12 protein-coding genes and 1 other RNA gene are annotated in these 13,416 nt (G+C 58.1%); 5 read left to right on the forward strand and 8 right to left on the reverse strand.

Going from position 1 to position 13,416, the window contains the following annotated elements; all coding sequences use genetic code 11:
- Nucleotides 1-6 precede the first annotated feature (6 nt).
- Together RRU01S_RS03475 and RRU01S_RS03480 are read left to right on the forward strand one after the other, a co-directional pair.
- Nucleotides 7-1,425 (forward strand): FAD-binding oxidoreductase, encoded by a 1,419-nt coding sequence (locus RRU01S_RS03475; protein ID WP_045228867.1) that lies wholly within the window; start codon nucleotides 7-9, stop codon nucleotides 1,423-1,425.
- 85 nt (nucleotides 1,426-1,510) lie between these two features.
- Nucleotides 1,511-5,176, forward strand: a complete 3,666-nt coding sequence (locus RRU01S_RS03480; RefSeq protein ID WP_045228868.1) for an AsmA family protein — start codon at nucleotides 1,511-1,513, stop codon at nucleotides 5,174-5,176.
- 260 nt (nucleotides 5,177-5,436) lie between these two features.
- Here RRU01S_RS03480 and RRU01S_RS03485 read toward each other — a convergent pair whose 3' ends face one another.
- The 8 genes from RRU01S_RS03485 to RRU01S_RS03520 all read right to left on the reverse strand — a co-directional run bounded on the left by RRU01S_RS03485 (nucleotide 5,437) and on the right by RRU01S_RS03520 (nucleotide 12,027).
- Nucleotides 5,437-5,649, reverse strand: coding sequence for a ribbon-helix-helix domain-containing protein (locus tag RRU01S_RS03485; RefSeq protein WP_045228869.1), 213 nt, complete (start codon nucleotides 5,647-5,649; stop codon nucleotides 5,437-5,439).
- A 280-nt stretch (nucleotides 5,650-5,929) separates the two neighbouring features.
- Nucleotides 5,930-7,477 carry a Do family serine endopeptidase gene (locus tag RRU01S_RS03490; RefSeq protein WP_045228870.1) on the reverse strand — a complete coding sequence of 516 codons (1,548 nt, stop codon included), beginning with the start codon at nucleotides 7,475-7,477 and terminating at the stop codon, nucleotides 5,930-5,932.
- Nucleotides 7,478-7,642: 165 nt separating this feature from the next.
- On the reverse strand, nucleotides 7,643-7,972 hold the full coding sequence (locus tag RRU01S_RS03495; RefSeq protein ID WP_045228871.1) for a DHCW motif cupin fold protein: 330 nt from the start codon (nucleotides 7,970-7,972) through the stop codon (nucleotides 7,643-7,645).
- A gap of 116 nt (nucleotides 7,973-8,088) precedes the next feature.
- On the reverse strand, nucleotides 8,089-9,018 hold the full coding sequence (gene hflC, locus RRU01S_RS03500; protein WP_045228872.1) for a protease modulator HflC: 930 nt from the start codon (nucleotides 9,016-9,018) through the stop codon (nucleotides 8,089-8,091).
- A gap of 1 nt (nucleotide 9,019) precedes the next feature.
- Complete coding sequence (gene hflK / locus RRU01S_RS03505; protein ID WP_045228873.1) at nucleotides 9,020-10,165, reverse strand: FtsH protease activity modulator HflK; 1,146 nt, start codon at nucleotides 10,163-10,165, stop codon at nucleotides 9,020-9,022.
- A 147-nt stretch (nucleotides 10,166-10,312) separates the two neighbouring features.
- On the reverse strand, nucleotides 10,313-10,840 hold the full coding sequence (locus tag RRU01S_RS03510) for a dihydrofolate reductase (RefSeq protein WP_045228874.1): 528 nt from the start codon (nucleotides 10,838-10,840) through the stop codon (nucleotides 10,313-10,315).
- Nucleotides 10,837-11,631 (reverse strand): thymidylate synthase, encoded by a 795-nt coding sequence (locus tag RRU01S_RS03515; protein ID WP_045228875.1) that lies wholly within the window; start codon nucleotides 11,629-11,631, stop codon nucleotides 10,837-10,839. The genes RRU01S_RS03510 and RRU01S_RS03515 overlap by 4 nt, the downstream gene beginning before the upstream one ends.
- A gap of 87 nt (nucleotides 11,632-11,718) precedes the next feature.
- Complete coding sequence (locus tag RRU01S_RS03520; RefSeq protein WP_045228876.1) at nucleotides 11,719-12,027, reverse strand: DUF2853 family protein; 309 nt, start codon at nucleotides 12,025-12,027, stop codon at nucleotides 11,719-11,721.
- 117 nt (nucleotides 12,028-12,144) lie between these two features.
- On the opposite strand from RRU01S_RS03520, the gene ssrA reads away from it, so the two are divergent.
- The 3 genes from ssrA (at nucleotide 12,145) to RRU01S_RS03530 (ending at nucleotide 13,380) form a co-directional block, all read left to right on the forward strand.
- Nucleotides 12,145-12,514, forward strand: a transfer-messenger RNA (tmRNA) gene (gene ssrA, locus RRU01S_RS25225).
- Nucleotides 12,515-12,643: 129 nt separating this feature from the next.
- Entirely contained in the window at nucleotides 12,644-13,150 is a 507-nt protein-coding gene (locus RRU01S_RS03525) for an SspB family protein (RefSeq protein ID WP_045228954.1), read from the forward strand.
- Between the two features lie 35 nt (nucleotides 13,151-13,185).
- Nucleotides 13,186-13,380 carry a DUF4169 family protein gene (locus tag RRU01S_RS03530; RefSeq protein WP_108722555.1) on the forward strand — a complete coding sequence of 65 codons (195 nt, stop codon included), beginning with the start codon at nucleotides 13,186-13,188 and terminating at the stop codon, nucleotides 13,378-13,380.
- The last annotated feature ends 36 nt before the right edge of the window (nucleotides 13,381-13,416 follow it).

Here is a 13,416-nt window from a genome sequence, read left to right on the forward strand (position 1 = left end):
ACGATCATGGCTTTGAAGGATGTTGTGTCTGGTACGAGAAACGAGGCGGGTATTGCTGCCGTTCTCGATAGTCTGAAACAGCAACTGGGTGAGAAGCTTCAGACCGGTCAGTCTTTTCGCGAGCAGCATGCGCACACCACGACATATTTGACCACGCAACTGCCCGATGGCGTGGTTTTTGCCGACACCACCGATGACGTCAAAGCCGTGGTCAAGGCCTGTGCCACGCACAAGGTTCCCGTGATCGGCTTTGGCGTCGGCTCCTCACTCGAAGGCCAGGTCAACGCCCCCAGGGGTGGCATATCGGTCGATTTCAGTCGCATGAACCGCATCATTTCCGTTCATGCCGAAGACCTCGATGTCACGGTGGAGCCGGGTGTGACGCGCGAACAGCTGAACACCTATCTGCGCGACACAGGCCTGTTCTTCCCCATCGATCCCGGTGCCAATGCCTCGATTGGCGGCATGGCCTCCACGCGCGCATCTGGCACCAACGCGGTTCGCTACGGGACGATGAAGGACAATGTGCTGGCGCTGACGGTGGTGACGGCCAATGGCGAGGAGATCAGTACGGGTCAACGCGCACGCAAATCGTCTGCGGGATACGATCTGACACGGCTTTTCGTCGGCGCGGAAGGCACGCTCGGGCTGATCACCTCCGTGACGTTGCGCCTCCAGGGCATTCCAGAGAAGATCGCCGGGGGTATTTGTACCTTTGATACGGTCAAGCAGGCCTGCGATGCCGTTATCATAACGGTGCAGATGGGCATTCCGGTCGCGCGTATCGAACTTCTCGACGCGGTTCAGATACGTGCCTGCAACGCCTATTCCGGCCTGTCCTATGAAGAGAAGCCGACGCTGTTTCTGGAATTTCACGGCACGGAAGAGACCACCGCACTTCAGTCCCAGCAGTTTTCCGAGATCGTTGACGAGTGCGGCGGCGGCGAATTTCACTGGACTGGCGATGCGCAGGAGCGTGCCAAGCTGTGGAAGGCGCGTCATGATGCCTATTGGGCGTCCAAGGCGCTTGCGCCGCATCTCGATGCTCTCTCGACGGATGTCTGCGTGCCGATTTCCCGCTTTGCAGAATGTGTCACCGAGACGCAGCAGGACATTATCGACAACACCATGCTGGCACCCATCGTCGGCCATGCGGGTGACGGGAACTTCCACGTGCTGGTCCTGTTCGACGGAAAAGACGCAGCAAGTGTTGCCGCCACCGAAGCCTTTGTTGCTCGGTTGAACCGGCGCGCGATTGCCATGGATGGCACCTGCACCGGCGAACATGGCATCGGCCAGGGCAAGATGAGCTTTCTGGCAGAAGAGGTTGGTGGGGCGCTGGATACGATGGTTGCCATCAAGCGGTCACTTGATCCGGATAATATTTTCAATCCGGGTAAGCTTTTTCGCGTCGATAACGTATAAGCGACTATCTTTGACGCCGAAATGATGCTTGCTCTGTCGGGAAAAAAAGATAGTTTTCATCGTCAGTTAAGGGAGACGTCGGGTCGTGCTCGGACGCATATTGGTTTTTCTGGGCGGACTTCTGGTCGTAGCGCTGTTTGCAGCGCTGCTCATTCCCTATTTCATCGACTGGACCGATTTTCGACGTAACTTCGAAGATCAGGCAAGCCGTATCATCGGCAAGAAAGTCGTCGTGCATGGCCGCGTCGAAGCGCGGCTTCTGCCGTTCCCGTCCGTGACGCTGCATGACGTGCGCGCTGGTACGGATGCCGATGGATCACCGCAAATTCAAGTCGCCCGCTTCTCCATGGATGCGGAACTTGCGCCTTTTCTATCAGGCGAGGCCCGTATCTTCGATATGCGCATCGAAGAGCCGAAGGCAAAGATCCGGCTGTTGAAAGATGGAACGCTGGACTGGACGCGCGGAAGCCGCGCCGTCATTCCAGCAAAGACCGTCGTACTGGAAAATGTCAGCATCGAAGGCGGGCAGATCGAGTTCATCGATGAACAATCCGGTCGCAACCGGACCGTTACGGGTCTGACCGCCGATATGTCGGCAAAGTCGCTTGCCGGTCCCTGGCGGGCGGATGGCCGCGCGGCGGTCGATGGTCACGCGGGGTCGTTTTCTCTTTCCAGCGGTGAGCCGGAAGCCAATGCAGGGCGCATGGGCCTTCGTCTTCGCATGCTGCCAGATGAACATCCGGTCGAGATCGATCTGGATGGCGCGATTGCAGCGACCGAAGGACGACCTGTCTATAGCGGTTCCTTCGCCTTCAACTTCCGCCAGGACGACAAGCAGAAGCAGCAGGCCAGCCAATCCCTGTTTACCGCGCCGCGCACCCGGGGCAGCTTCGAGCTGACCAATGGACGCTTGCGTGTACCGAGCTACCGCATGGAATTGGGCGGGGCGGAAAATCCCTATATCGTGACGGGAGAGGCCACGCTCGATACGGGAACGGCGCCAGAGTTTCTGTTGACGGCCGATGGCCAGCAGATCGATTTCAACCGTTTTGCGCCAGCCCCTGCCCAGACGGGCAAAACATCCCGCGTCCCAACGGTGTCCCTTCGCCAGCGCATCGAAGCCTTCGCCAGCCTCATTGCCCGTATTCCCGTGCCGCAGGTTCCCGGTAAAGCCAGCATCCGGCTTCCCGCTCTGGTGTCTGACGACACCACCATCCGCGATATCCGTCTCGATGTGCGGCCGAACGGTGCTGGATGGCAGGTGGAAAATGCGGTGGCAGTGCTGCCCGGACGGACGCAACTGGAAGCCAAGGGGTCTTTGACGCTGACCAATGGCCCGGCGTTCAACGGCGATCTGCTGGTCGCCTCCAACCAGCCGTCCGGCCTTGCCAACTGGCTGTCCGGCACCGTCGATCCGGCAATACGGCAACTGAACGCCGCCGGGTTCTCCTCCACGGTATCGTTGACGACGCAGGCGCAGCGTTTCGATAATCTGGAACTGGCGATCGGGCAGGCGTCCTTGCGGGGTCGTCTGGTACGCCAGGCGGAAGCCAAGGGCGCCAGTATCGATATCGAGCTGTCCGGTGACGAGATCGATCTGGACGCCCTGAAAGCGCTGGGCGGACTGGCGCTTGGTGATCAGGTTGGCAGCTCGGTTCTCGATCATCGCATCGCCGCCAAGTTCAAGGCAGATCGTTTCAACATGGCCGGTGTCACCGCCAACCGGGTGGAAACCGCCTTTACGCTGACGGATGGTGTTCTTGCTCTCGATAGCATGACGGCGGGCGATATTGCCGGGGCAGAGGTGCGGGCCAAGGGGCAGGTCAAGGGCCTGTTCTCGGACTTTGTCGGCAAGGGCACCGTCAATCTTCATGCCGCAGACATGCAGCCGGTCTTTAATTTGCTGCGTCAGAAACTGCCGCATCACCCGCTGGTCGACCGGCTGGTCGCGAGCGCGCCCTGGTATGCCAATTCCGATATTGCCGTTGATCTCTCGGTTGATAGCAGCAATGGCGGGGCGAATGCGGCCATCTCCGGCACCATCAACGGCAGCCGTGTTTCAGCCGTTGCAAAGCTTCCCGATGTGTTGTCCAACACGGAAGACAAGGCACTAACGCTGGAGGCCGTTCTCAAGAACCAGTCTACGGCGATCCTGTTCGGCCAGGCCGGGCTTGATCCGTTGCCCTTCGATGCTGATGGCGAAGGATTGCTGTCGCTCAAGCTCAATGGCACGCTGGGTTCGCCGGTGCAGACGGACTTCCGCTTTTCCACCGAACGCACCCATTTTTCCGCCAATGGCAGCTTTTCGCTGGCGGCGGCGAGTTTTGGGCAGGGCACGGCGGATGTCTCGCTGGAAAGTGCCGACATCGAGCCCTATCTTATCATGAATGCTGTCGGGTTGCCGCAACTGGGTGGCGGCATGTCTGCCAAGGGCACGGCATCTCTCACCGTAGACAAGGAAAAGGCCACGCTGGCCAACCTAGCCGGGCAGGCGGGCGGAAATCCCGTGTCCGGCACGCTGTCTGCATTGCTTGCCCAACCGCATAAGATCACGGGCGATCTCTCCGTCAAGACGGTCGAGCTGGCCTGGCTGGGGGATACGATCTACGGCCCTGTGATCGATCCCGAATCCGGCGCTCTCAGCGCCAAGCCGGTGTCTCTTCCAGCATTTCCCAAGCTCGAAGCATCACTTGCGGTCAAAGCTGCCAATTTCGAAACCGGTGCTTACGGCACGGTCACGGGCACGACATTTACGCTAAACCAGTCAAACGGCATGCTGTCTCTGGACAATATGAGCGGTGACTGGATGGGCGGCAAGGTTTCCGGTCGCCTCTCGATGTCGACAGGTGAGGGTGCTGGTATCTTCCGCACCAAGATCGCAGTGTCTGGCGTCAATCCTGACACCGTCATGTGGAAGAGCGGGCAGACGCCTGTCGCCAGCGGCCGCTTTGCTATGGATCTGACGGCTGAGGCGACCGGCAAGAGCGTCAGCGAACTGCTGTCGTCGGCAGGCGGCTCCGGGGAAATCCGCACGGGCGGTCTTGTGCTGCGCGGGCTGAACCAGGCCGCGTTCCAGCCTTGGCTTCAGGCGGCGAACGGACTTCAAGGCACGATCGATGCGGCCAAGGTTCGCCCGCTTGTGGACGCCCATCTGTGGCAGGGTGACATCCAGCTTGGTGAAGTGGCCATGCCATTCACCGTGAGCGATGGCAGTCTGCGCATGCAGAATGTGATAGCAAAGACGCCGCAATTGGCTTTGGATGGGAATCTCATTCTGGATCTCGCAAACACGACGCTGACCGGCGGCATCGACCTTGTGTTTAACGCAGGCACCGAAGAGCTAGCAGGTGCGACACCATCCGTTCGCCTCAACTATACCGGCCCATTTGCGCAACCGGCCCTCACCACCGATGTGTCGGGTCTGACGGGATATCTGTCGCTGCGCGCCTTTGAGCGAGAACGGCGTAGGGTCGAAGCCTTGCAGGCCAGCATCATGGAAAAGCAACGTTTGCGCCGCGAAGTCGCGCTCTTCCGGTTCACGGCAGCAGAACGTCAAGCCGAAAAAGACCGCGCTGCCGCCGCAGAGCAGGCCCGCAAACAGGAAGAAGAGCGCTTGCGCAATCTCGCCCAAGAGCGCCTTCAAGCCGAAAAAGCCGAGCAAGACAGATTGCAGCGCCAGCAAGATGCGCAACCCAAGCCGCAGCCTGGCCCCGTGCTGACGGTACCGCCGACGGAAGAGAATATCCGCTAGGTATTTTTGAGAACAAAGTGCACGGGGTGAGTGGCATAAAGTCACTCATCCAGCGCCTTTGTGTGGTTCGTTGGTCAGTTTTTCAGTCTCGACATCAGGAACTGAATGGCCAGCCTGTAGGCCTCGCGTGCCTGCACTGTCTCTGGCTTGAGAAAGAAATCGTGAGACGCGCCTTCAAATACAGTCATTGTGGCGGTGCCGCCAGCCTTCTTTATTGCTTCCGCAAAATGTCACGACTTTCGTGGCAGATAACGTTCCACTTATGATTGGCTCTTCAACCAATTCAGCACATAGACACGCAAAGAGGAAGACAGGTTGCTGCCGTCGGGGCGGTTGTCGTCGATTTCGGCGAGAAGGGCGGCGAAGCTCATTTTTCGTTTTTCGGCAATGGTGCGAAGCTCATCCCAAAACGCGTCTTCGAGGGAGATGCTGGTCCGGTGCCCATGGAGCGTTGTGGAGTGCTTGCGGATCAAATTTGTGTCTTTCCAAACTGATTCAACGCGCTGCCGGCCGGATTCATGTAATGCGCGTAAGCTTATGATTTTGAATTTCTTTAAACATGCTGGCATCTCTTAACGCCGCTTGTCGCGGGTAAGTTCCGCCCGCGCAAAATCTCTTGATCGGAGCGATTGGCCCCTTGTGCGGCTGGTTTCAGAGCACACTTGCCCGAGCTCGCGGCTCTGCCTTGATCGCGATAACGGGCCTGGAGGTTACCACAGATAACGACCTGTCCCTTAGACAATCGCGTTCAGACTATTCCAGGGGAACGGCGACGAAGCGCAGGTTGCCCTTGGCGTCTGCAACCATCATATGGGCGTTCTTGCGGCCGGCAGATTTCAGTCCGTTGACGCGCACGAGAACGTCACCTGGGACCTCCATGAAGTCCTGGCCGACCTCGACGATCACGTCGCCTTCCTTGATGCCCTTTTGCTCTGCGACAGAGCCGGGCTCGATGCTTGAAACCAAGACACCCTCGACGCTGTCGGCAATGCCTTTTTCGGTGCGCAACTCAGCTGTCAACGCGACCAGATTCATTCCCAGAACGGTCTGAGCAGCTTCGCGCTGGTCCGGTGCCTGCGGGTCCTGTTCGGTGCCGCCATTTTCGTTCGGCTCGACCATTTCGCCGCCTTCACCATCCTCAGGCATCGTCTCTTCGCTGCCTGCGCCCGGCTGCTGTTGTTCAGCACTATCCTGCAACTGGCCGAGTTTGACCTTCACGGTCTGCTCCTTGCCATCACGAAGGACGACGACATCGACTTCCTTGCCCACAGGGCTTTCAGCCACGACACGCGGCAGATCGCGCATTTCCTGAATGGGCTTTCCGTCGAAGGTCAACACGACATCACCCGACTGGATCGGTCCGTTCTCGACCGGGCCACCTTTCACGACGCCCGAGATCAGCGCGCCGCGCGTGCGATCCATGCCAAGGCTTGCGGCGATATCGTCGGTGACAGGCTGCACGCGAACGCCGAGCCACCCGCGGCGGGTCTCGCCGAACTCGATCAGTTGCTGCACGATGTTTTGCGCAAGTTCGGTCGGCACGGAAAAGCCGATGCCGATGGAGCCGCCGCTGGGCGAAATGATCGCGGTGTTGATGCCGATGACCTCGCCCTTCATGTTGAATAGCGGGCCGCCGGAATTGCCCTTGTTGATCGCCGCATCCGTCTGAATGAAGTTGTCGTAGGGGCCGGCATTGATGTTGCGCCCACGTGCAGACACGACACCCACTGTCAGCGAGCCACCAAGCCCGAACGGATTACCGATGGCCATCACCCAGTCACCGATGCGCATGGCGCGGGAATCGCCGAACTTCACGGCTTTCAGCGGCGCTTTCGGCTCCACTTTCAGCACGGAAAGATCGGTTTTGGTATCGGTGCCGACCAGCTTGGCCTTCAGCTTGTTGCCGTTAGGGAAAATCACTTCGATATCGTCGGCACCTTCGATGACGTGGTTGTTCGTCACCACGTAACCGGCGGGGTCTATGACGAAGCCGGAACCGAGCGAACTGACCTTGCCGCCGCCTTCGGAATCCTGATTGTCGAAGTAATCCTTGAAGAATTCCTGGAAGGGCGAGCCATCAGGAATGCGGGGAGGGGTTGGGCCTTTGCCTTCCGCCTTGACACTCTGCGAGGTGGAGATGTTGACCACCGCATCCAGCAGCGGTGCGGCCAGATCGGCGACCGATGCCGGGCCGACGCTTTGTGCTCTGGCACTTGCCGGAACAAGCCCGCCTGCGACGATGGCAAGTCCTGCCATGGCGGCGATGCTGCTGCGGAAAGGCGAAAGAGTAGAAACGGGCATACGGCGTCCTCGCGTCTTGCAAAACATGGCGTTCTGTAAACTAGCCAAGCATAAGGCGGAATGATGAAGTGTAAAAATACCTTTTCGTGAATGACGCATAAATCCACTCATCATCCACGATAATCGAAGCCGTACAGCAAAGATGCCGCGGCGCAAGCACTTCGCTCAATCAACGACAAACAGCTTGGCGCCGACCGAGGTGGACGAGCGATGCGGCTCTGCGTTATCTGCGACCTGATAGCTCATGCCGGCTTTGAGCAGAAAGTTGCGACCATCTTCGAGTTCTGTGCTCAGCTCACCTTCTAGGCACAGCAGGATGTGACCCTTGGTACACCAGTGGTCGGCAAGATAGCCAGGCGTGTATTGCACCATGCGAACACGGATACTGCCGAAGTGCTGGGTGCGCCAGGTGGCGGTCCCGGTTTCACCGGCATGTTGGGTGGGCTCGATCAGCGACCAATCGGTTGTGCCGAATGGAATTTCGGTAATGTTCAACGCAGTCTCCGCAGTTTGAGAAATCGATCTCATATGCAGGACTGAGCTGCTGGTTTGCCAGTGCTAAATAGAAAAGGGCCGATGTTTCCACCGGCCCTTTTATTGTCTTATGGCATTCAGTTTGCCGGTGCAGCCGCTGGGGCTGCTGGCGGCGTGGGCCGTGGGGATGCGCCGTTGATATCGTTGAAATAACGGAAGAACGGCGAGTCCGGAGACAGGACTAGCGTTGTGCCCGTGCCGGTCAACGCTGTCGTATAAGCGCCCATCGAGCGGTAGAACTCGAAGAAGCTCGGGTCGCGCTGGAAGGCTTCACCAAAGATGCGGTTACGCTCGGCATCGCCTTCACCGCGCAGCACTTCCGACTGGCGACGCGCGTCGGATTCGAGCTCGACGACCTGGCGGTCGGCAATAGCGCGACGACGCTGTGCTTCTTCGTTACCACGGGCACGGATCAATTCCGCTTCCGCCAAACGCTCGGAGCGCATGCGCTTGAACGTGTCGAGCGAAACATCCTGGCTCAAATCGGTCCGGCGGATGCGCACGTCGACGATGCTCAGACCCAGCGCTTCCGCATCCGGGCGCAAATCATCGCGCACTTCCTGCATCATGGATGCACGTGCGTCCGACAGAGCGGACTCGAAGCCACGCAGACCGTAGACACGACGAAGCGAAGAGTTGAAGCGCGTGCGCAGGCGATCTTCAGCGACCTGCTGGACACCACTCGCAGCCGCGAGGAAGCGACGTGCGTCGGTTATGCGATAGACGAGGAAAGCGTCCACTTCGTAGAACTTACCACCGGACACCTGGGCTCGAATATTTTCGTAATCGAGACGACGTGCACGGTTTTCGACATATTGCACCCGATCAAACTGCATGAACGCGAATGGCATCTTGAAGTAGACGCCCGGATCGCTCTTGACGTCGTGGATCTGGTTGAACCGCAGAACGACGGCCTGCTGACGCGGCGTGACGATATACATCGAGCTGTAAAGGAAGAACAGAACGATAGCGAGGCCGACGAGAAGGGCTGTGAGACGATTGGTCATATCAGTTGCCTCCCCGTGGTGCGACAGTCGGATTGTTGCGCATGATCTCGTTGAGAGGCAGATACGGCATCACGCCCTGCTTTTCGTCGATGATGACCTTGTTGGACCCTTTCAGGACCTGCTCCATGGTTTCGATGAACATGCGTTGACGGGTCACTTCCGGGGCACTGCTGTATTGGTCGTAGATGGAGATGAAGCGCTGTGCTTCACCGCTTGCCTCGTTGACGACGCGGCTCTTGTAACCATTCGCCTCTTCAACGATCTGCGCGGCCTGACCACGTGCTGCACCAAGCTTCTGGTTGGCATACTGGTTGGCTTCTGAGACGAAGCGATCTTCGTCCTGTTCGGCACGCTGAACTTCGTCGAACGCATCGGCCACTTCGCGCGGCGGGGCTGCATCTTCGATGGAAACGGCATTGACGGCGACACCGGCGCCATATCCGTCCATCGTGCTCTGGATGATTGTCTGAACTTCCATGGCAATCTGCTGGCGATTGTCGCGGAAAATATCTTGGGCCGGACGACGACCGACGATCTCGCGCATTGCGCTTTCGGCAACCTGCTGCAATGTCTCGCTCGGTGCTTCGACGTTGAACAGGAACGACTTCGGATCGGTTATCGTATAGAGAACGGAGAACTGCACGTTGACGATGTTCTGGTCGCCCGTCAGCATAACGCCCGTGGCGGCAGAACTCGTTGTGCTGGCGTTCGACCGGACGCCGATGTTCAGCTGTTGCTGACTGATCTTGACGATTTCAACGGATTCGACCGGCCACAGCATGACATGCAGGCCTTCTGTCGATACCGCATCCTTGGGCTTGCCAAAGCGTGTTTCCACGCCCAGTTCGTCCGGACGAACGGTGTAGACGGACTGGATACCGACAAAAGCGAGAATGACGAGAGCGAGGATGGCAACCACGCCACCGTTGATTCCACCCGGAAGCAAGTTCTTGAAACGGTCCTGGCTGCGACGGATGATCTCTTCGATATCCGGTGGGCCACCATTGCCGCCGCCTCCACCGCCTCCGCCACGCGGACGGTTTGGTCCCTGACCCCAAGGTCCCCCCTGGTTGTTTCCTCCACCGCCACCGCTATTACCGCCGCCGCCCCAAGGGCCGCCGCCGCCATTCTGATTGCTCCAGGGCATTCATACCTCTTATGCTAAAAAAACTCTCCCGCTCCCTCTTGATCATGCTCGCGCATATCAGGCGGGACTGTGGTCTCAGTTATAAGTAGGAGAGCGGTGCGTTTCAACGCAGAGGCGGTAACTTAATACCCAATCACGGTAAATAGTTCACTGATCGCCGTGATGTCGACGGTAAGTTGCAAATCTGACCGCGTAATTGTCCTTTTCCCCCGCTGGCAAAGGCGTTTCCTCGGTTTTCAGAAAGACCGTCGGATCGATGTCCGGGAAAAAAGTATCGCCGTCCAGTGACACCTCGACATGGGTGACGGAAAGTTGATCGGCAAAGGGCATGGCCTGGCGGTAAATCTCGCCGCCGCCAGCCACAAAAATCTCGTCCATGCCAAGGGCGCGGGCCTTCTCTCGGGCAAGCGAGATCGCATCCTCCAGCGACGAAACCACATCGACGCCATCGGGGCGATAATCCGGGTTGCGGCTGATGATGATGTGCGGACGACCGGGCAGGGGACGCTCACCCACCGACAGAAACGTCTTGCGCCCCATGATCATCGGCTTGCCCATGGTCAGCGCCTTGAAGCGCTTCAGGTCCGACGATAGTTTCCAAGGCATGTCGAGATCGCGGCCGATGACGCCGTTTTCCGCAACGGCGGCGATAAGGGTGATGCGCGGCTGCGTCATACGGCAATCGGTGCTTTGATGGAGGCGTCGGCCTCGTAATTCTCCAGCGTGAAATCGTCGAAGGTGAAGTCGAAGAGGCTGGTGACGGCAGGGTTCAGGCGCATGGTCGGCAGCGCTTTCGGCGTGCGTTGCATTTGCAGTTTGGCCTGCTCGAAATGGTTGGCGTAGATATGTGCGTCACCCAGCGTATGGACGAAATCACCGGGCTTCAATCCTGTGACCTGTGCGACCATCAGGGTCAGAAGCGCATAGGAGGCGATGTTGAAGGGCACGCCGAGGAAGATATCGGCCGAGCGCTGATAGAGTTGGCAGGACAGTTTGCCATCCGCGACATAAAACTGGAACAGGCAATGGCAGGGCGGTAGCGCCATGTCGTCCACCAGTGCCGGGTTCCAGGCCGATACGATATGGCGGCGGGAATTGGGATTGGTCTTGAGGCTCTCGATCAAAAGCGCGATCTGGTCGATATGGCGGCCATCTGGGGCAGGCCATGAGCGCCACTGCGCGCCATAGACGGGGCCGAGATTGCCGTTCTCGTCGGCCCACTCATCCCAGATGGAAACGCCGTTTTCCTTGAGATAGGCGATGTTGGTATCGCCCTTGAGGAACCAGAGCAGTTCATGGATGATGGAGCGCAGATGCAGCTTCTTGGTAGTGAGAACGGGAAAGCCTTCCGACAGATCGAAGCGCATCTGGTAACCGAAAACGGAGCGCGTGCCAGTGCCGGTGCGGTCGCCACGGTCGCTGCCCGTATCCATCACATGCCGAAGAAGGTCGAGATATTGCTTCATGGTGGTCCGCCGCCGATTCTAAACAGGCCGTATTATAGGGCGTTTGCGACGGCGGAACCAGTGAGGTGCCAGAGTGGCCCACAGAAATCAGAGCGTTTCCAGTTTCCCGAGGTGTTTCGCCACGAGGTAATAGAATGTCACGCGTGATTTCGTTCTGTCACCTTTCATCGCCGCAACCGTGTCCTCCACGGCCTTATCGGCATGGGCACCTGAGACACCGAGCTTTTTGCCGCACCAGTTCGTTTTCACTCGCGCCAACTCTTCGGGATCTGACGAGGAGACGAGCGCCGAATCACGATTGCGCAAGGCAATGCCGAGATGGCTGACGATTTTGCTCACCACCGCTTCGTCGGCATTGGCATCGTATATTTTCACATCTGCGAGATGGTCCGTCATGGTCTATCCTCCCAAGTGCTGCGTCGTTAAATTAAGGTTCCTCTTATAAAGCAGGATGTGACAACTCCGCAGTCTCGTCAAGAATTGCGCGCAACCTTTCATCGAAATGTCATCCAGCCCCTTTTCTCCGCCGCGCGAAGCGCCTATATGAGCCGTGCCGGGTGCAAATCCGGCTATGGCGATAAACGGTCGATGGAATAAGCCTATTGGACCCGGGGGCGGTACCCGGCGCCTCCACCAAAAACCGGCGGACCTTGCAAAGGCCGGCTTTTGATGGGGGCGAAATAGGATCGACAAGGGTGTAAAGATCGAACTTTTGCTCGGCATGATACCGCCGTTATCGGGTCACAAGTGTAGTTGCAAATGACAACAACGCTAAGGAATACGCTCTCGCTGCCTAATGGCGGTGTGGGAATTCCGACTTAAGCCCTTACGGTTAGCCCCGTAAGGCGGGGTTCGGAGGTACCTGGCAACAGAAACCTCCACCTTCTCCATTTCGGCGCAATTGGCTATAAGGTGAAATGACTCGCGGCAAGCAGGGCTTTTCCGTTGCTGCGGTATAAGACATTGCGTATAATACGATAAAATACGTATGCATAAGGAAAGACAGGACCGTATGGGGCAGGATCATATCCGTTACGACATTCTCGCACAGGATGCCCTTCGCGGCGTTATTCGCAAGGTATTGAGCGAAGTCGCTGCTACGGCGAGGCTGCCCGGCGACCATCATTTCTTCATCACCTTTTTGACCGGCGCACCTGGCGTGCGCATCTCGCAGCATCTGAAGGCGAAATATGCCGAGCAGATGACCATCGTCATCCAGCATCAGTTCTGGGACATGAAGGTCACCGATACGCAGTTCGAAATCGGCCTGTCCTTCTCCGATACGCCTGAGAAGCTAGTCGTGCCGTTCAATGCCATCAGAGGCTTCTACGATCCTTCGGTGAATTTCGAACTCGAATTCGATGTTCCCTTGGCGGAAGAGGAAGAGGTCGTGGAAGCGGAAATCACCGCATATCCAGCACCTGCCGAAAACAAGGTCGCGTCGAGCGACGACAAGCCGGACGAAGAGAAGAAGGCCGGTTCGGTCGTTTCTCTGGACGCTTTCCGCAAAAACAAGTGATGGTCTGAAGCGATTGGCGCAGACGGGAGATGGTCGTGACAGGCGATGTCGTAAATCTGCGCCAGTTTCGCAAACAGAAGGCACGTACCGAAAAAGACAAACAGGCGGAGCAAAACCGCCTGACTTTTGGCCGAACCAAGGCTGAAAAGAACCTCACCTCCGCATTGAACGACAAAGCCGACCGCGCGCTCGATCAGGGCAAGCTCGATAAGGGTGAGGACGACGCTTAGCGTCGCCTAGCGGGACATCATCTCGCAGTTTTTACA

The organism is Agrobacterium rubi TR3 = NBRC 13261 (assembly GCF_000739935.1).
GTDB classification, from domain to species: Bacteria; Pseudomonadota; Alphaproteobacteria; order Rhizobiales; family Rhizobiaceae; genus Agrobacterium; species Agrobacterium rubi.